Origin of the sequence: Seongchinamella unica, from assembly GCF_004354085.1 — a bacterium.
Taxonomy (GTDB): Bacteria; Pseudomonadota; Gammaproteobacteria; order Pseudomonadales; family Halieaceae; genus Halioglobus; species Halioglobus unicus.
The window spans coordinates 361,838-379,547 of sequence record NZ_SMSE01000003.1 but is presented as its reverse complement, the minus strand read 5'-3'; the positions used below and the strand labels follow the sequence as shown (position 1 = coordinate 379,547).

Annotated in this window: 16 protein-coding genes; 11 read left to right on the top strand and 5 right to left on the bottom strand. The window is 60.9% G+C overall.

The features are described 5' to 3' along the window. Positions 1-43 precede the first annotated feature (43 nt). Together E2F43_RS13920 and E2F43_RS13915 are read left to right on the top strand one after the other, a co-directional pair. Positions 44-1,198 carry an iron-containing alcohol dehydrogenase gene (locus tag E2F43_RS13920; protein ID WP_133213688.1) on the top strand — a complete coding sequence of 385 codons (1,155 nt, stop codon included), beginning with the start codon at positions 44-46 and terminating at the stop codon, positions 1,196-1,198. A gap of 23 nt (positions 1,199-1,221) precedes the next feature. Continuing rightward, positions 1,222-1,662, top strand: coding sequence for an acyl-CoA thioesterase (locus E2F43_RS13915; RefSeq protein ID WP_133213686.1), 441 nt, complete (start codon positions 1,222-1,224; stop codon positions 1,660-1,662). Here the strand turns inward: E2F43_RS13915 and E2F43_RS13910 are convergent. Further along, on the bottom strand, positions 1,659-4,202 hold the full coding sequence (locus tag E2F43_RS13910) for a M1 family metallopeptidase (RefSeq protein ID WP_133213684.1): 2,544 nt from the start codon (positions 4,200-4,202) through the stop codon (positions 1,659-1,661). The two genes, E2F43_RS13915 and E2F43_RS13910, sit on opposite strands and share 4 nt — an antisense overlap. A 7-nt stretch (positions 4,203-4,209) precedes the next feature. Continuing rightward, the gene (locus tag E2F43_RS13905) at positions 4,210-5,028 is read right to left on the bottom strand and encodes an SDR family NAD(P)-dependent oxidoreductase (protein WP_133213682.1); all 819 of its coding nucleotides are present in this window, start codon (positions 5,026-5,028) and stop codon (positions 4,210-4,212) included. A 72-nt stretch (positions 5,029-5,100) separates the two neighbouring features. On the opposite strand from E2F43_RS13905, the gene ggt reads away from it, so the two are divergent. The 4 genes from ggt to greA all read left to right on the top strand — a co-directional run bounded on the left by ggt (position 5,101) and on the right by greA (position 11,804). Next, positions 5,101-6,765 (top strand): gamma-glutamyltransferase, encoded by a 1,665-nt coding sequence (ggt, locus tag E2F43_RS13900; protein ID WP_238946924.1) that lies wholly within the window; start codon positions 5,101-5,103, stop codon positions 6,763-6,765. A gap of 202 nt (positions 6,766-6,967) precedes the next feature. Next, the gene (gene carA / locus E2F43_RS13895) at positions 6,968-8,107 is read left to right on the top strand and encodes a glutamine-hydrolyzing carbamoyl-phosphate synthase small subunit (RefSeq protein ID WP_133213680.1); all 1,140 of its coding nucleotides are present in this window, start codon (positions 6,968-6,970) and stop codon (positions 8,105-8,107) included. A gap of 2 nt (positions 8,108-8,109) precedes the next feature. Continuing rightward, the gene (gene carB / locus E2F43_RS13890; RefSeq protein WP_133213678.1) at positions 8,110-11,331 is read left to right on the top strand and encodes a carbamoyl-phosphate synthase large subunit; all 3,222 of its coding nucleotides are present in this window, start codon (positions 8,110-8,112) and stop codon (positions 11,329-11,331) included. After that, the gene (gene greA, locus E2F43_RS13885) at positions 11,328-11,804 is read left to right on the top strand and encodes a transcription elongation factor GreA (protein ID WP_133213676.1); all 477 of its coding nucleotides are present in this window, start codon (positions 11,328-11,330) and stop codon (positions 11,802-11,804) included. Before carB ends, greA begins: the two co-directional genes overlap by 4 nt. Before the next feature lie 282 nt (positions 11,805-12,086). Here the strand turns inward: greA and E2F43_RS13880 are convergent, their stop codons facing one another. After that, positions 12,087-12,659 (bottom strand): YSC84-related protein, encoded by a 573-nt coding sequence (locus E2F43_RS13880; protein ID WP_133213674.1) that lies wholly within the window; start codon positions 12,657-12,659, stop codon positions 12,087-12,089. Positions 12,660-12,799: 140 nt separating this feature from the next. Here E2F43_RS13880 and E2F43_RS13875 point away from each other — a divergent pair, with 140 nt between their 5' ends. The 5 genes from E2F43_RS13875 to E2F43_RS13855 all read left to right on the top strand — a co-directional run bounded on the left by E2F43_RS13875 (position 12,800) and on the right by E2F43_RS13855 (position 16,892). Next, on the top strand, positions 12,800-13,054 hold the full coding sequence (locus tag E2F43_RS13875; protein ID WP_133213672.1) for a FeoA family protein: 255 nt from the start codon (positions 12,800-12,802) through the stop codon (positions 13,052-13,054). Continuing rightward, positions 13,047-14,882 (top strand): ferrous iron transporter B, encoded by a 1,836-nt coding sequence (feoB, locus tag E2F43_RS13870; protein ID WP_133213670.1) that lies wholly within the window; start codon positions 13,047-13,049, stop codon positions 14,880-14,882. The genes E2F43_RS13875 and feoB overlap by 8 nt, the downstream gene beginning before the upstream one ends. A 79-nt stretch (positions 14,883-14,961) precedes the next feature. Continuing rightward, on the top strand, positions 14,962-15,648 hold the full coding sequence (locus E2F43_RS13865; RefSeq protein WP_133213668.1) for a spondin domain-containing protein: 687 nt from the start codon (positions 14,962-14,964) through the stop codon (positions 15,646-15,648). A gap of 24 nt (positions 15,649-15,672) precedes the next feature. Beyond that, the gene (locus E2F43_RS13860) at positions 15,673-16,257 is read left to right on the top strand and encodes a sigma-70 family RNA polymerase sigma factor (RefSeq protein WP_238946923.1); all 585 of its coding nucleotides are present in this window, start codon (positions 15,673-15,675) and stop codon (positions 16,255-16,257) included. Further along, positions 16,254-16,892, top strand: coding sequence for an NrsF family protein (locus tag E2F43_RS13855; protein WP_133213664.1), 639 nt, complete (start codon positions 16,254-16,256; stop codon positions 16,890-16,892). The genes E2F43_RS13860 and E2F43_RS13855 overlap by 4 nt, the downstream gene beginning before the upstream one ends. Here E2F43_RS13855 and E2F43_RS13850 read toward each other — a convergent pair. After that, a complete protein-coding gene (locus E2F43_RS13850) occupies positions 16,889-17,230 on the bottom strand; it encodes a hypothetical protein (RefSeq protein WP_133213662.1) in 342 nt (113 codons plus the stop codon). The genes E2F43_RS13855 and E2F43_RS13850 overlap by 4 nt on opposite strands. Before the next feature lie 104 nt (positions 17,231-17,334). Further along, positions 17,335-17,646: a YhbY family RNA-binding protein gene (locus E2F43_RS13845; protein WP_133213660.1), complete on the bottom strand. Its 312-nt coding sequence runs from the start codon at positions 17,644-17,646 to the stop codon at positions 17,335-17,337. Positions 17,647-17,710: the final 64 nt, after the last annotated feature.

Below are 17,710 nucleotides of genomic sequence, written 5' to 3'. Positions count from 1 at the left end.
AATTAGTTTCAGTGCTCTGTTGTACAACGACCATGGAGCGACTATGCAGGGGTTTGAGTTTAACACGGTGGCGAAAATCGTCTGCGGCGCCGGCAGTGCGCTGCAACTGGCGCACCAGTGTCAGCGGCTGGGGGTATCCCGGCCGCTGCTGGTTACCGACCCCGGGCTGGTGAGTATCGGCCTGGTGCAGCCAGCCATAGAAGCCCTGGGCGCCAGCGGGATATCCGTGGTGCTGTTCGACCAGGTGCGCGAGGACCCGCCGGAGGCGACCGTGCTTGCTGCAGCCGAACTGGGTCGGGTGCGGGGAGTTGATGGCGTCATCGCCATCGGTGGTGGCAGTTCCATGGACGTGGCCAAGGTGGTCGCGGTGTTGCTCGGTGGCGAGCAGCCCCTCGCCGAACTGTACGGGGTGGGGCAGGTCAGTGGCTGTCGCCTGCCTCTGATACTGGTACCCACCACCGCCGGCACTGGTTCCGAGGTGACTCCGGTGGCCGTGATCACCACAGGGGAAACCACCAAGGCGGGAGTCTCCTCGCCGGTACTGCTGCCGGATGTGGCGGTCCTGGATGCGGAACTCACCCTGGGATTGCCCCCTGCCGTGACCGCCATGACCGGCGTGGACGCCATGGTGCATGCCATAGAGGCCTATACATCCCGCCACCAGAAGAATCCGGTGTCAGACAACCTGGCGCGCCAGGCCCTGGTGCTGCTGGCGGCGAATATCCGTACAGCGGTGCATGAGGGCAGTAACCGCGAAGCCCGGGAAGCGATGTTGCTCGGCGCCTGTATGGCCGGGCAGGCCTTTGCCAATGCCCCGGTTGCGGCAGTGCATGCCCTGGCCTATCCGCTGGGTGGGCACTACCACATTCCCCACGGGCTCAGTAACTCGCTGGTGTTACCGGCCGTGCTGGAATTCAACGCCGAGGCGGCGAGTGCCCAGTATGCGCAGTTGAGTGAGTTGATCGTCCCGGGCGAGGCTGCCGCCAGTGAAGAGGATCGGACCGCCGCGCTGATACAGGCGTTACGGCAACTGATCGACGACCTGGCACTGCCGGCAACATTGGCCAGCGCAGGCGTTGCCGAGTCAGACCTGGAAATGCTGGCCGAGGACGCCATGCTGCAGCAGCGGCTGCTGGTCAACAATCCACGGGAAGTCGCTTACGACGATGCCCTGGCGATATACCGCGCCGCCTACTGACGACTTTGCAGGGGAGATGATTGATGAGCCGAGAGCAAGTGCCGGTCCGCGATGACTACCGGGTGTTCTATCCGATACTGACCCGCTGGGCAGACAATGACATTTATGGCCATGTGAATAACGTGACCTACTACGCCTACTTTGACTCGGCAGCCAATCGCTACCTGATCGAAGAGGGTGGGCTGGATATCGGCGACGGCTCGATTGTCGGTTACGTGGTCAACTCCGGTTGCGCCTATCACTCGCCGGTGTCGTACCCGGATGAACTGGAAGCCGGCCTGCGGGTCGACCGCCTCGGCAACAGCTCGGTACAGTACGGTCTGGCCATCTTCCGCAAGGGCGAGCAGGTGGCTGTCGCCAACGGTCATTTTGTCCACGTGTTCGTGGAACGGGCGAGGGACAAGGCCGTGTCCATACCGGCGTCCATCCGCACGGCGCTGGAAAAAATCCTGGTCGACAGCTAGCGCTGGTGGTATTTGCTGGCGCGCTCCGGCATGTCAACCGACTGCAGGATCTTCAGCCGCAGTTGCGGGTTGTAGTGGGGCCGCTCCCGCAGGAATGCTGCCACTGTTTCTACCACCGCCGGGCTGTAGTGGTTGCGCAGGCTGGCACTGACCCAGCCTGCGGGGAAGAAAATATCGCCAGTCACCTGGATCTCCTCCAGCAACTCCAGGCTGGGCAATATGTACTTGCCCGCGTGGCTGACCCGGGTGGGGTGATGCAGGTAGTCCAGCGCATCCAGCACCCATATTTCAGTGGCCCGTTGTTCCACCTCGGCAAGACTCGCAAAGAACTCATCCCGGATCGCCGCCTCCGGGGACAGCGCGGCGGCGACAAAATCGAAGCGGCGCAGGTTATCCGGGTTCTCAATCTGTTTGCGCTGGCTGGCGAGTATCGCCGCCGCCTGCTCAGGCAGGCCGATGGCCAGGTTTTCCGCGAGCGCGATGCGGTCGTTCTCCGACAACGACAGGCTCTCCAGTTCGACGCTGCCGTCCCAGATGTCGCGCAGGTACTCCAAACCCCGGGTGGTTCTGGCTAGCTGGGAGTAGCTTTCGAGGAACAATCTGGCCCGCCCCGGGTCTGCCGCTGCCTCAAGGCCGGATATCAGTGTGTTTTCCAGTTGTAACTGTACAGCCCGCTGCGCCGCCGAATCGAGGAAACTGCTGTGGACCCGGTACAGCTGCGCCAGCAGCTCCCCGAGAATCAATTGATTCTGCTCGGCGTCGATATTTTCCAGCAGGAACGTCAGGTAGCGATCCGGGCTGGTCAGTTTTCCTTCCAGAAAATTCTCCCAGGCGTCGATCAGTAATGCGCCACGCGCCAGCGCTTCTTTGTTTTGCAGGCCGGCGAGTTGTGCTGCCTCCACCGGAAACAGGCCGTAGCCCAGGCCATCGCTGTTGAGTTGCACAGGCTCCTCGGCCAAAGCGACGGGCTGGTCGGCACTGCTGACGGTTTGCTTCCTGTCGCCGAAGTCTATGTCGAATTGCTGTGGCCAGGTTCTGCCGAGTCCGGCCACATCCTGTTGCTGTAGTGATAGTTTACCGCCGGTGTCTTTGTCGACCTGGAACCGGGGGCGGCCGGGAGAATTCACCCAGACTTCGCTCCAGCGTTGCAGGTCCTGCCCGGTGAGCGGATCGAGGATGGCGATCAGGTCGGGCCAGGTGGCGTTGCCGAAGGCAAACGCCTGCAGGTACTTCTGCATGCCCAGGCGAAAATTGCGCTCACCCACCACCAACTCCAGCTGCCGCATCATAATGGGCGCCTTCAGGTAGATGATGGGCCCGTACATTTGTCCCGCCTGGTTGAGGTTGGCCAGTGACTGGCGAATCGGGTTGCTGCCATCGCTGCGGTCAACCCGGTAGGCCCCGGGGTAATGATCCAGCAGGAAGCTCAGCTGGTGATCAATGTCCTCGAAAGAGGGCTGGACAATCTTCGCGGCCATAAAGTTGGCGAACACCTCCTTGGTCCACACATCGTTAAACCACTTCATGGTCACCAGGTTGCCGAACCACATGTGTGCAGTCTCGTGAGCGATCAGGGTGGCGCGGTTCAGCAGCTGCACGTCAGTGGGTGAGGCGTCCAGGAACAGGTCAGAGGCCCGGTACTGGATGGCTCCGGGGTGTTCCATGCCGCCATACTGGAAGCTTGGAATCAATGCCATGTCGAACTTGGCAAAGGGATAGGGTATGCCGGTGTATGCTTCCAGCCAGCGCAGTGAAGCGGCGTGCAGCTCGAAGATGCTGTCCATGTTGCGCGCCAGCTTTTCACGGTCGGTCTCCCGGTGCAGGAGGTTGATCTCGCGCCCATCGATGCTCCGGGTAACACGCTGGAACTGGCCGGCGACGAAGGAGAACAGGTAGGAACTGTTCGGCTCGGACAGGGCAAAGCGATAGGTGCTTCGGCCCTCGGCGGATTGTTTGTGCTCCAGCGGTGCATTGGCCACGGCATCCCAGTCGGCGGGCACTGTCAGGTTGAGCTGGTAGCGAGCCTTGATATCCGGCTGATCGAACAGGGGAAAGGCGGTTCGGGCCCGGTCGGGGACGAACAGGGTGTAGAGAAAGTCCGGGTTGCGATTCAGTGAGCTGTCGCCGGCGACGAATTCGATCTCCAGCCGATTGCGGCCTTTACGCAGCGCCTGGGGGAGTATCAGCAGATGTTCCTGCTCGAACCGGTAAGCGGCGCCGGCGAGGGCGTTCCCATTGCTATCGCGACTGCTGGTGCTGCGTACCCGGCGCAGGTGCCCCGCGTCCTGATTGAAATCCAGCTGCAGTGGTTCGCTATTGTCACTGAGCTCAAAGTCAATAACGATGCGGCCGTCGATCGGCTGCTCCTGATCGGCGGGAATATCCAGTGTCAGCTGATAACTGACTCCCGTAACCCGTGCCGCCCTCGACTCGGCCAGGGCCAGGGAAACTCCGGGTTCAATCGGCACGGTAGCGCTCCAGACGGTTGTCGGCAGCAACAGGATGAGAGTCAGAACACGGCACAGGTGGCTGAAACTCATGGAACCATCACTTTGCCACCTCAAGGGTGTCTTTCAGGAAGGGCGCCAGCAGTCGCATGTAGTTCACCGGCGCCAGCCAGGTGCACAGGGCGACATATTTCGAGTCCGGGCCGATTAACAGTCGCTTCCTGCGTTTCTCGATCGCCCTGATGATTTGTGCGGCGGCGGAATCAGCGGAGGTCTTGGCCATCTTCTGGAACTCGGCATCCCGGTCCTCCGGACTTGCGTCTCCGCCGCGGGAGTCGCGGGCGATATTGGTGCTGATTCCCCCGGGATGTACGCAGCACACGTGGACATTGCTGCCGGCCAGTTCCATGCGCAGGGACTCGGTATAACCGCGAACGGCGAATTTCGACGCATTGTAGGCTGACTGGGTGGGTACGCTGATCATGCCAAACACCGAAGAGATATTGACCAGGTGGCCCTGGGCGGACTTTCTGAGCAATGGCAGGAATGCCCGCGTGCCGTGCACCACCCCCCAGAAGTTAATGCCCATCAGCCACTGGATATCCTCGTAGCGGTTCTCCTCCGCGGTGCCCGCGATGGCAACACCGGCATTATTGACAACGATCTCTACCTGCCCGCGTTCAGCGGACACCCGTTGTGCCCAGGCCCCGACGGCAGCCAGGTCGGCCACGTCGAGGACCTGCAAATCACAACTGACGTCCTTGCGTTCCAGCAGCGTCGCCGTCTCGTCCAGGGTCCGGGGATTGATGTCCGCGAGGTACAGGGTGCAGCCCTCCCGGTTCAATTGCAGTGCCAGCGCCCGGCCAATGCCACTGCCGGCTCCGGTGATAACGGCGCATTTCCCTGAGCTGTAAGCCATGGTCTTTCCTTTTTTTGTGGCCTGGCGGGCAGTATGATTTGGCTCTTATCGTTGTCTCGTCGGGGAATGTTAATGCGCGCCGTTCTATTTATCATTGTTTTTGTTGTCGCATTCCGGAGTTGGGCGGATGTGGCTGCGGTCGCCATGCCCGACAAGTGGTCTGCCGCGGCCGCCGAGGCGGTGTTACTTGACGGTGGCAACGCGGTGGATGCCGCGATTGCCGCCAGTTTTGTGCTGGCAGTGACCTATCCCGAAGCCGGTAATATCGGTGGTGGTGGGTTTATGACCAGCGTTGTCGACGGCGAGGCGGCCTTCCTCGACTTTCGCGAGCGGGCTCCGGCCCTGGCGCACCGGGACATGTACCTGGATGAGGGGGGGGACTTCCAGCAGCGCATGTCGATTGTGGGCGCCAAGGCCTCCGGTGTGCCGGGCACCGTGGCCGGCATGTGGGCGGCCCACCAGCGCTACGGAACCCTGCCCTGGAAGCGGCTGCTGCAGCCGGCGATAGCGCTGGCCTGGGAGGGTTTCGTCGTGCCGGACGCGCTGGCCCTGATGGCCGCCGAGAAAGTTGTGGAGGATGCCGGCGAAACGAATTTTCACCAGTACTTCGGCAGCATGCGCGCGGGCAAACCGTTCAAGCAGCCGGAACTGGCCACGACCCTGGGCCTGATTGCCGAGGACGCCAGGGCGTTTTACAGTGGGCTACCCGCTCGCCAGTTGGTGGCCACAATGCAGGCCAGCGGCGGCCTGATTTCCATGCAGGACCTGGCGAATTACCGGGCTGTCTGGCGCGAGCCCATCAGGGAACGGTGGCGCGATCTGGAAGTCGTATCGGCACCACCGCCCAGTTCCGGTGGCTTTGCCCTGGTCCAACTGCTCAAGTTGCGGGAGTTTGCCGATCCGCATTTCCGGGAACTGTGGCACAACGGGGCGCAGTACGTACACCTGCTGGCGGAACTGGAAAAGCGGGTGTTTGCTGATCGTGCCGAGTACCTGGGTGATCCTGACTTTGTCGATGTGCCGCTGCCACAGCTGTTGAGCGATGACTATCTCAAGCGGCGCGCAGCAACGGTCAATCCGCAGGCAATATCGGCCGCAGAGACAGTGGCAGCGGGCCTGGAGTCTGCGGACACGACGCACTTTTCGGTACTGGACGGGGAGGGCAATGCGGTCTCGCTGACCTATACCCTCAACTGGGAATTCGGCTCCGGTGTCGTGGTGAGCGGCGCGGGCTACCTGCTCAACAACCAGATGGACGATTTCAGCGCCAAGGTGGGGGTGCCCAACAAGTTTGGCGTCATCGGCAACGACCGCAACGCCATCGAGCCGGGCAAGCGCATGTTGTCGTCCATGACACCCACGATCCTGTTGCGGGATGGCCAACCCGCCCTGGTGCTGGGCACGCCCGGTGGCAGTACCATATTCACGTCCGTATTCCAGGTCATTCTCAATGTCTATGACTTCAGCATGCCGCTGGAACAGGCGGTTGACGTACTGCGATTTCACCATCAGCTACCCGCTGCCCGCCTGATTCGCCATGATCAGCGGGAGGTGCCCGCCACCACCGTGGCGGGGCTTGAGGCACTGGGCTACACCGTGCAGGCGAACAGCTGGGGTAACCTGGGTGACGTCCAGGCCATCGCCGTCAATGCTGGCAAGGTCAGCGCCGCCGCCGACGCCCGGGGCCGGGGCGTTGCCCGCACGGTCCAAATTGCGGCCCCTAAACCCCCAAACTGACTGGACAGCAAGGACAGCTTAACCTAGAATCTCACGCCAGATTTCACAAGTCCGGATCGCGCACCGGACACTGTGTGTTCCTGTGAAAACCAGAGCTTAATTAATGTCATATGGCGAGATGCGGTTACCCATCTCGCCTTTTTGTGAGCGCGCGAATGAATGGCGCAAAGCGATGGTTGCACCCTGCTGACGGAGGTTTTGCTTGTCCAGTCCTGCCATATTGGTCCTTGAAGATGGTAGTGTTTTCAAGGGCTTAGCAATTGGAGCCGACGGTATCTCCGTCGGGGAAGTGGTATTTAATACCGCCATGAGCGGTTATCAGGAGATTCTCACCGACCCCTCCTATGCCCGCCAGATCGTTACCCTCACCTATCCCCACATCGGCAATACCGGCACCAACAGCGAAGACGAGGAATCCACCAGTATCTGGGCTGCGGGCCTGGTGATACGTGACCTGCCGCTGATGGCGAGCAATTACCGTAATGAACAGGGTTTGTCCGAGTATCTCAAAATCCGCAATATCGTCGGCATCGCCGATATCGATACCCGCCGGCTGACCCGTATTCTTCGCGAAAAGGGCGCTCAGAGCGGCTGCCTGATGGCAGGCGCCGGCATCGACGAGGCCGAGGCGCTGGTCAAGGCCAGGGCCTTTGCGGGGCTCAAGGGCATGGACCTGGCCAGGGAAGTGACGACCACCGAGACCTACCGCTGGACTGAAGGCAGCTGGCAACAGGGCGTTGGCCACAGTGAAAGAGCCGAATCCGAGTTGCCCTGGCATGTGGTGGCCTACGACTACGGGGTCAAGCGCAACATCCTCAGGATGCTGGTCGATCGAGGCTGTCGCCTGACCGTGGTGCCGGCGCAGACCCCCGCTGCCGAGGTGCTGGCCCTGAATCCCGATGGTATTTTTCTCTCCAACGGCCCCGGTGATCCCGAGCCCTGTACCTACGCTATCGAGGCGATCCAGCAGATCCTGGAAATCGATATCCCGGTATTCGGCATCTGCCTGGGTCATCAGTTGCTGGCCCTGGCCTCGGGTGCCAGCACGGTAAAAATGAAGTTTGGCCATCACGGCGCCAACCACCCGGTGCAGAGTATCGATGACGGCACCGTGCTGATTACCAGCCAGAACCACGGCTTTGCCGCGGATGAGGACAGCCTGCCCGGCAACCTGCGGGTCACTCACAAGTCACTGTTCGATGGCAGCCTGCAGGGCATCCATCGCACGGATAAACCCGCCTTCAGCTTCCAGGGTCACCCGGAAGCCAGCCCCGGCCCGCACGACGCGGCCCCCTTGTTTGACCACTTTATCGAGCTCATCGAAGCTCGCGCTGGGGAGTAAGAATGCCCAAGAGAACTGACATCCAGAGTATCCTGATCCTCGGTGCCGGTCCCATCGTGATCGGCCAGGCCTGCGAATTTGATTACTCCGGCGCCCAGGCCTGCAAGGCCCTGCGCGAGGAAGGCTTCCGGGTGATACTGGTGAACTCCAACCCGGCGACCATCATGACCGACCCGTCGATGGCGGATGCAACCTATATCGAGCCCATTGAGTGGCAGACGGTCGCCACGATCATTGCCAATGAAAAGCCCGATGCCCTGCTGCCCACCATGGGCGGGCAGACCGCTCTTAACTGCGCACTGGACCTGGCCAGGCACGGGGTGCTCGAGGAGCACGGCGTGGAGATGATCGGCGCCACCAAGGAAGCCATCGACAAGGCCGAAGACCGCCAGTTGTTCGACGACGCCATGAAACGCATTGGCCTGGAGACACCGCGCGCGTCCACCGCCCACAGCATGGAAGAGGCATTCCAGGTGCTGGACTCCATTGGCTTCCCCTGCATTATCCGTCCTTCTTTTACCATGGGCGGCTCCGGCGGCGGCATTGCCTACAACCGCGACGAATTCGAAGAAATCTGCATGCGCGGCCTGGACCTGTCGCCCACGAATGAGCTCCTGATCGACGAGTCCCTGATTGGTTGGAAGGAATACGAGATGGAGGTTGTCCGCGACAAGAACGACAACTGCATTATCGTCTGCGCCATCGAAAACTTCGACGCCATGGGCGTGCACACCGGTGACTCCATCACCGTGGCGCCGGCCCAGACCCTGACGGACAAGGAATACCAGATCATGCGCGACGCCTCGCTGGCGGTGCTGCGCGAGATCGGGGTGGAAACCGGCGGTTCCAACGTCCAGTTCGGCCAGTGTCCCAGGACAGGCCGGCTGGTCATTATCGAGATGAACCCGCGGGTGTCCCGCTCCTCGGCCCTGGCCTCCAAGGCCACCGGCTTCCCCATTGCCAAGGTGGCCGCCAAGCTGGCAATCGGCTATACCCTCGATGAACTGCAGAACGACATTACCGGTGGCGCGACGCCGGCGTCCTTCGAGCCCGCCATCGACTATGTGGTGACCAAGATTCCCCGGTTCGCTTTTGAGAAATTCAACGGCGCCGACGCCCGTCTCACCACCCAGATGAAGTCCGTGGGCGAGGTCATGGCCATCGGCCGTACGTTCCAGGAGTCCGTGCAGAAAGCCCTGCGCGGCCTGGAAGTGGGCTCCGCCGGCTTTGAACACAAGATCGACGTGGACGACCCGGACCTGCGCGATGAACTGACCAATGAACTGGTCAACCCAGGCGCCGAGCGTATCTGGTATATCGCCGATGCTTTCCGCGCCGGCATGAGCGTCGACGAGATCAACAAGCTCTCCGGGGTGGACCCCTGGTTCCTGGTGCAGATCGAGGACATCGTCAACACCGAGGACAGCCTCAAAACGGTAGAGCTCAAGAATATCGACGCCGAGCAGATGTTCCGCCTGAAGCGCAAGGGCTTCTCCGATGAGCGCCTGGCGGTCCTGCTCAATTCGAGCCAGCGCAAAGTGCGCCACCACCGTCAGGCCCTGGGCGTTCGCCCGGTGTACAAGCGGGTGGACACCTGCGCCGCGGAATTTGCCTCTGCGACCGCCTACATGTACTCCACTTACGAGGAAGAATGTGAGGCGGCGCCCTCCGACCGGGACAAGATCCTGGTACTGGGCGGCGGTCCCAACCGGATTGGCCAGGGCATTGAGTTCGACTACTGCTGCGTGCACGCGGTGCTTGCCGCCCGCGAAGATGGGTACGAGACCATCATGGTCAACTGTAACCCGGAAACCGTGTCTACCGACTACGACACCTCCGACCGGCTCTACTTTGAACCGGTAACCCTGGAGGATGTGCTGGAGATCGTGGCGCTGGAGAAGCCCAAGGGTGTGATCGTCCAGTTCGGTGGCCAGACGCCGCTGAAGCTTGCCCGCAGGCTGGAAGAGGAGGGCGTACCCATTATCGGCACCACCCCGGACGCCATCGACCGGGCCGAAGACCGGGAGCGATTCCAGCAGATGATCCAGAAGCTGGGCCTGAAGCAGCCGGCAAACACTACCGTCCGCAGTACCGGGGAAGCCGTGGAGGCAGCGTCCCACATCGGCTATCCGCTGGTGGTGCGTCCCTCCTACGTGCTGGGTGGCCGGGCGATGGAAATCGTGTACCGGGAAGAAGACCTGCTGCGCTACATGACCCAGGCGGTGCAGGCATCGGACGACAGTCCGGTGTTGCTGGACAGCTTCCTCTCCTCGGCTATCGAAATTGACATCGATGCGGTTTCCGATGGCGAGGACGTTGTGATCGGCGCCATCATGCAGCATATCGAGATGGCCGGTGTGCACTCCGGTGACTCGGCCTGCTCCCTGCCGCCCTACAGCCTGGACCCCGCCGTGCAGGATGAAATGCGCGAGCAGGTCAAGAAAATGGCCCTGGAACTGGGCGTGCGCGGCCTGATGAATGTGCAGCTGGCCTGGCAGGACAACGAAATCTACGTGATCGAGGTAAACCCGAGGGCGTCGCGCACCGTGCCCTTTGTGTCCAAGTGCATCGGTCGTTCCCTGGCCCAGGTTGCCGCCCGCTGTATGGTCGGCCAGACCCTGGCATCCCAGGGCTTTACCAAGGAAATCGTGCCCCCCTATTACAGTGTCAAGGAAGCGATACTGCCCTTTAATAAATTCCCCGGTGTCGACCCCATACTGGGTCCGGAAATGCGCTCCACCGGCGAGGTCATGGGGGTGGGCGACAACTTTGCCACCGCCTTTGCCAAGGCCCAGTTGGGCGGCGGTGACGCGCCGCCGAAATCCGGTACCGTGCTGATGAGCGTTCGCGATGTGGACAAGCCCGGTGCGGTTGCCGTGGCCAGGGACCTGGTGCGTATGGGCTTTAAACTGGTCGCCACCGGCGGTACCGCCGATGCCCTGGAGAAGGCCGGACTGGAAGTGCGCCGCGTTAACAAGGTGCTGGAAGGCCGCCCCCATATCGTTGACATGATCAAGAATGACGAGGCGGACTTCATTATCAATACCACCGAGGGTCGGCGTGCCATTGAAGATTCGGCGCCTATCCGGGCCAGTGCAGAGGCCCATCGGGTGTTTTACACGACGACCCTGGCGGCGGCCGAGGCGATCACCATGTCGCTACAGGAAGAAGGTGACAAGAAAGTACGCAGGCTACAGGACCTGCATGGGAGTATCCGTTCATGAATAAAGTACCAATGACCGTCGCCGGCGAAGCCGCCCTGCGGCAGGAACTGGAACACCTGAAAAAGGTAGAGCGTCCCCGCATCTCAGACGCCATTGCCGATGCCCGCGAGCACGGTGACCTGAAGGAAAATGCCGAATACCATGCCGCCCGTGAACAGCAGAGCTTCACCGAAGGCCGGATCATGGAGATCGAGGGAAAATTGTCCAATGCCCAGGTCATCGACGTGACCCAGATTGCCAAAACCGGCAAGGTCATCTTCGGCACAACGGTAGACCTGATCAACGTGGAAACCGACGAGGAAGTGACCTACAAAATCGTCGGCGAAGACGAAGCCAACGTGAAGAAAAACCTGATCTCCGTCGGCTCACCCATCGCCCGTGCCCTGATCGGCAAGGAAGAAGGTGACGTGGTCGTGGTCAAGGCCCCGGGCGGCGATATCGAGTACGAAATCGACCAGGTTCAGCACATCTAGAAAGCCGGGACGATTTGGTCCACAGCAAGCGCAGGACCAAGGTGCGCGCGGCGGGGATTTCTACAGAAACAATCAGGCCACGGCTTTTTGCGTAGCTGCGTTTTCGGGGGCTTTCTGCGAGCACTGTCCGAGTCCCGAAAAATTGCGTAGCAATGTTTGGTCGAGTTGCGCAGCAGCCCGGAAACGCAGCGAAGCTTGTGGCCGTTTCAGTAGGCATCCCCGCCGCGCGAACCGGATAGCAAAGATTCCGCTCATCGCAACGACCGGAACCTTTTAGAAAACTTACTTGGGCGTGTAGCTGTACTTCTGCCCTGCAATCGCCGCTTCATACATCAGGCCACCCTTGGCCACAGTAAATACCGCCATCCCCTTGCGATAGCCCAGTGACGTGGTGGACGCATCATTCTTGCCGCCTGCCACGGATGCCTGGGTGCCGCCACCCGTGGTGGCCTGGGCGCCGGCGGATGCGGTGATCGCGACGGCTGTGGCCTGGGCGCCGAACTCAAAGTTGCCCGAGGTAAAATCCTCGAAGGCGCGTTTGTCCTCGAAGAATATGATCTGGCTGTAAGCCTGCCCGCCCAACTGCCAGCCGATCGAAAGCTGGGTCATTTTGGTATCGCCCACATGCTGGCCACCGACGTATACCCGGCCGGATCCGTGGGCGCCGCCGATACCCATACCGCCTTTACCGATGGTGGGGAAAATGGCGTAACCGTAGGCGTTGCTGAAATATGAGCCGCTCTCGCCGGCGTTGATGAACACTTTCTTGGTATCGCTGTAGTTGTCTGCCTGCGCGTACTGGGCGGTAGCGAACAGGAGCACGGCGGCGAACAGGGATTGCATTAGTTTGGTCATTGGGTCCAGGCCTCATGGTCGTTAACTGTGCGGTGTGAAAAGAATAGATGCTAATGGCGGATCGGTCACTCCCTATTGATGCAAATCATTATCATTACTGATATGATCGCCCGCAATTGAGTTGGCACGTTAGGTCTCTGGTGGCTGTAATTCCCTCCCTGTGGTCCCTGAAAGCGGGTGATCGCTGCGAAATTCTGGGCTATGACGAAGCCCTGGCTGAAAAATACAGAATCCGCCTGATGGAATTCGGTTTCCATCCGGGGGAGCATGTCACCTGCCTGCAATCACCGTCTTTCGGTGCGCCCAAGGTATACCAGGTCAGCAACACCGTATTCTCACTGGACGATGAAGTAGCGGCTCACGTTTCCGTTCGCCTGAGCGCTGTCAATGAGTAAGGTTATCCTGATTGGCAGCCCGAACTCGGGCAAGAGCCTGCTGTTCAACCGACTGACCGGCCTCAGCCAGAAAGTGGCCAACTTCCCGGGCATTACCGTCGACGTGGGTTCCGGCAAGCTACAGGCCGTTCCCGAGAAGATCTTGGTGGACTTTCCCGGTACCTATTCCCTGCAGGCGATTTCCGCGGAGGAAGAGGTGGCGGTGGATTATTTCGAACGGGCGCTGGAAGATCCCGAGGTGGAGCAGGTGCTGTGCCTGATCGACGCCACCCGACTGGAAAAGAGCCTGCTGTTTACCCTGCAGGTCATTCGCGACTGCGAACGCAACGGCAAGCAGATCACCGTGCTGGCCAACATGATCGACGTGCTGGACAACCATGGCCTGGAATTGGACGTGGATGGCCTTTCCGCCGCCCTGTATACCCGGGTGCTGCCCATATCTGCCCGCTCGGGGAAGGGGCTGGACGCGGTGACCGAACTGCTTGCTCGCCGGCCGGACCCGGCAAGGGCAGGCCGGCCCCACCTGATGGATACCCCCGATGTGATCCTGCGCGGAGAAGCGCACAAGCTCGCCCACCGGTTCGGCCCGGATGGCGATGTCCTGATACGGACTCAAACCCGACTGGATAACTTTTTCCTGCATTCATTTACCGGCGGTGTCTCTTTTTTCCTGATCATGTACCTGCTGTTCCAGTCCATTTTTACCTGGTCCGCCCCCGCCATGGATGCGGTCGAGGGTTCGTTGGCCTGGCTGGCGGATGCGCTGGTGCCGCTGCTGGGCAATCAACTGGTGAGGGACTTTACCTCCGATGCCTTATTCAGCGGTATCGGTGCCTTCCTGGTATTTGTGCCCCAGATATTCGTCCTCACCTTTGTGATTGGTTTGCTGGAAGACTCCGGCTATATGGCCAGGGCCGCGCTGATCTGCCACAAGCCGTTGCGCCTGTTTGGCCTCACTGGCAAGAGCTTCATCCCGATGCTGTCCGGCGTGGCCTGCGCGATTCCCGGCATTTACGCAGCCCGGGCCATTGATTCCCCCCGTAAGCGAATGCTCACTTACATGGCGATTCCGCTGATGCCCTGCAGTGCGCGCCTGCCGGTTTACACCCTGCTCATTGCCGCCTTTATCCCTGCCGAAACCACCCTGGGCGGCCTGTTCGGCTGGCAGGGGCTGGCGATGTTCGCCATTTACTTTTTTGGCATGATGATGGGGCTGGTGATTACCGGCCTGGTCTCTCGCACCCGCGAGGACCACTACACCGACCTGCCCTTTGTGCTCGAGTTGCCGCCCTACCGTCTACCGGGTATCAAACCCATCGTGCGCAATGCCTGGAACCGGTCGAAGCATTTTGTTACCAAGGCTGGCAAGATCATTTTTGCGGTCACCGTCCTGATCTGGGTGCTGGGCTATTTCCCCAATTACGGGGCCGATCTGGGGGAGTCCTGGCTGGGCCAGCTGGGACACCTGGTGGAGCCGGTATTCTCGCCGCTGGGGCTGGACTGGCGCTACGGTGTGGCGATCTTTACCTCGTTCGCCGCGCGGGAGGTGTTTGTCGGTACTCTGGGTACGATCTTCGGTATCGAGGGCGCTGATGAAAACATGGTGCCGCTGGTGGAGCATATCCAGAATAGCGACCTGGCCCTGGGCTCTGGCCTTGCCCTGCTGGTGTTCTTCGCCATTTCCCTGCAGTGCGTATCCACCCTGGCGATTCTCGCCAAGGAGAGCGAGTCGCGCTCCCTGACCCTGAAAATGTTTGTCGGCTACTTCCTGCTGGCCTACACCGCGGCAATTGCGGTGTACCGGGTCACCGAGTGGATCATGGGCTGAAAAAAATTCGGCCCCCTGTAACCTTTTGCCATCTTCGAGCGAATTGGTGGGTAAACCCACACCCACAGGAAGATGCGTCATGTTCAAATTCCACTCGATAGCAGCAGTTCTGGCCCTTGGTGGCTCCACCGCCTTCGCCCAGGGCATCGACTTCTCCGGCTCTCCCTGGGTATTCGGCGGCGGCTCTGCCAGTTATGAGGTCACGCTGACCAACATGACTCCCGGGCAAACCCTTACCCCGCAATTACTGGTTACCCACGCGGCCGACCTGCACCTGTTCGAACTGGGCCAGCCCGCCAGCATGGAACTGGAAATTCTTGCCGAGGGCGGAGACACAATGCCGCTGGCGGACGCCGTGGTAAACGTAGCATCCTATGTGGACACCGTCCCGGGCCTGTTGCCTCCCGGTGCCAGTGTCAGTGCGATGGTGATGGCCGGCGAAGGTGACACGATTTCCATGGCCGCCATGCTGATTCCCACCAACGATACCTTCGCTGCCCTCGACAGTATGGCGTTGCCGGCGGAGGGGTCTGTCACTTACTACCTAAAAGCCTACGATGCGGGTACCGAGGCAAATGACCAGAACTGCCGCAATATTCCCGGACCGACCTGCGGCGGCGAAGGTTACAACGGTGAACCCGCTGCCGGCGACGAGGGTTTCGTCCATGTCAGTAATGGCTTCCACCGCCTGCCCGGCAACACCTTGCGCCCGAATGCCTACGATTGGCGGAACCCCGTGGCCAGGGTGATTGTCACACGTAGGTAATATCATAACTAGGAGATGTCCGCCTTGCTGGCGGCCATTGCACCGGAGGCGATGCCGGACGCCCACGCGGAACAATACGCCGAGGATGAGTTGCGCTGGTCGGCGCTGATGGTCAGCGCGCAGGCGGGCAATGAGAGCGACTACCGGCAATTGCTGGGGGAGCTCTCTGCGCTGGTTTCCGGTTACCTGCACTCCCGTCTCGGCGGTTACGATTTCGTCGAGGACTGCGCCCAGGAGGTGCTGGTCGCGGTGCATGAAGCCCGTCACACCTATGATGGACGGCGTCCCTTCCGGCCCTGGCTTTTTGCCATTATCCGCTACAAGTCAACCGACGCGATTCGCCGGGCGGAAGTGCGCGGGCGTCATTTCGGGCCACAGGGCAGTGCGGTGGAACCGGCCACCAGCGGACCGGATGAAGAACTCGATGAGGGGCGGCTGCTGGCTCAACTGCCGGAAAGTTTGCGGCTTCCCCTGGAACTCACCAAGATAGTAGGCCTGAGTACCGCGGAAGCGGCCCAGCGCCTGGGGATATCTGAGAGTGCGCTCAAGGTCAGGGTGCACAGGGCGGTGAAACGCCTGCGTAAGTGGATGGAGACTGAACAACCATGAGGGATCGCGAAGAACTGCTGGACAGTCTCGCCGGTGACCTGGCACCGGTGAAAGCGGTGCCTGATCCGCTGCGCCTCGCCTGCCTGTGGTTGGGTCTCAGTGCCCTGTACGTGGTGGTGCTCACTCACCTGCTGGGGCCAATACGACCCACCGCCATGGGCCAGTTACAGTCCGAACCGCGCTTCCTCATGGAGATGCTGGTGGGCAGCCTGGCGGCGGCGGGCCTGGCACTGACCGCGTTCCGCGTCGCCGTTCCCGGGGCGTTGAACCGGGGATTCACGCTAATCGTTGCTGTGCTGGGAGTCCTGTGGCTGGCGGGCTTTATCCTGGGGTTTGTGAGTCCTGCGTTGGAGCCCAGTATGCTGGGCAAACGCGATCACTGTTTTATCGAAACCTTTGTCTACGCATGGCCGCCACTGCTGGCCCTGCTGTACTGGCAGCGTCGGCTCTACGCGCTGGGGCCGCTCAGGGCGGCGGTGCTGGCAGGGCTGTCAGCCGGCATTCTGCCGGCCCTGTACATGCAGATTGCCTGCATGTACCAGCCCGCCCATATACTGGTCTTCCACATCGGCCCCGCCCTCGCCGTGGCTGCGATGGCGCCACTGCTGCTATATGGCTGGCTGCGTTTTCGCTAACCGCGCCGCAGCTGGAAAATCTGTACCTGGGCGAGCACCAGTTGCGCCACCAGTTCAATGATCAGCCCGTGGTTCTCCTTGCGGATGGTCTCCAGGCCGGCATCGATATCAATTTTCAGGGCCGTTCGCTCCTGTTCCGTCAGCCCTTCCGGCAGGCGGATTCCGAAGCAGTATTGCTCTGATTCCTTGATTCTTTTGTAGATGCGGGTGAGTTGAGCGGCGGCGTAGTCGATGAGGTCCTCATCTGCGCCCTTGTTGGTGAGCAATTGCCGAATCTGGCGGTCGAGATAAGCCAGCCCCTTGGCCTGTTCCGATGGAAACTCGAGAATATTCCCCATACCGTGGCGCCCCTCCGCGTTCGGGAATCCGCTACATCATAACCAAAAGAATGCTCGTGGGGGAATACAGAAAACGGCGATTTTTGCGGTCGGTTGTGGGGGCGTCAGAGGGGCCTGATGAGGTTGGAAAGCCGCGGATCCGGTTCCGCCGTGCGCCGCAGGACCAGGATCACATTGCCGATGCTCTGGACGATTTCAGCACCCGAACGCTCGCATAACTCCCTGGCCATGGCGATTTTGGCGTCCTTGCCGCCCACGGCGAGTTTGATCTTGATCAGTTCGTGCTGGTTCAGGGCGCGATCGATTTCGGCCACGACCGCCTCAGACAGGCCGTTGCCGGCAACGGTCACCACCGGTTTCAACTTGTGGCCGATGGCGCGCAGCTGTTTGATGTCCTGTTTACTTTTCTTGCTCATAGTGAATCCACGCTACAATGGGGCCGCCGGCCCCGTCAGGGGGCGCGTATTCTACACAAGCGGC

Excerpts from the sequence above, each read along its gene's own strand:
- carB (WP_133213678.1), top strand. The coding sequence starts at position 8,110 with ATGCCCAAGAGAACTGACATCCAGAGTATCCTGATCCTCGGTGCCGGT.
- E2F43_RS13865 (WP_133213668.1), top strand. The coding sequence starts at position 14,962 with ATGTTCAAATTCCACTCGATAGCAGCAGTTCTGGCCCTTGGTGGCTCC.
- E2F43_RS13905 (WP_133213682.1), bottom strand. The coding sequence starts at position 5,028 with ATGGCTTACAGCTCAGGGAAATGCGCCGTTATCACCGGAGCCGGCAGT.
- E2F43_RS13920 (WP_133213688.1), top strand. The coding sequence starts at position 44 with ATGCAGGGGTTTGAGTTTAACACGGTGGCGAAAATCGTCTGCGGCGCC.
- feoB (WP_133213670.1), top strand. The coding sequence starts at position 13,047 with ATGAGTAAGGTTATCCTGATTGGCAGCCCGAACTCGGGCAAGAGCCTG.
- E2F43_RS13915 (WP_133213686.1), top strand. The coding sequence starts at position 1,222 with ATGAGCCGAGAGCAAGTGCCGGTCCGCGATGACTACCGGGTGTTCTAT.
- ggt (WP_238946924.1), top strand. The coding sequence starts at position 5,101 with ATGCGCGCCGTTCTATTTATCATTGTTTTTGTTGTCGCATTCCGGAGT.
- E2F43_RS13855 (WP_133213664.1), top strand. The coding sequence starts at position 16,254 with ATGAGGGATCGCGAAGAACTGCTGGACAGTCTCGCCGGTGACCTGGCA.
- E2F43_RS13845 (WP_133213660.1), bottom strand. The coding sequence starts at position 17,646 with ATGAGCAAGAAAAGTAAACAGGACATCAAACAGCTGCGCGCCATCGGC.
- greA (WP_133213676.1), top strand. The coding sequence starts at position 11,328 with ATGAATAAAGTACCAATGACCGTCGCCGGCGAAGCCGCCCTGCGGCAG.
- E2F43_RS13880 (WP_133213674.1), bottom strand. The coding sequence starts at position 12,659 with ATGACCAAACTAATGCAATCCCTGTTCGCCGCCGTGCTCCTGTTCGCT.
- E2F43_RS13850 (WP_133213662.1), bottom strand. The coding sequence starts at position 17,230 with ATGGGGAATATTCTCGAGTTTCCATCGGAACAGGCCAAGGGGCTGGCT.
- E2F43_RS13910 (WP_133213684.1), bottom strand. The coding sequence starts at position 4,202 with ATGAGTTTCAGCCACCTGTGCCGTGTTCTGACTCTCATCCTGTTGCTG.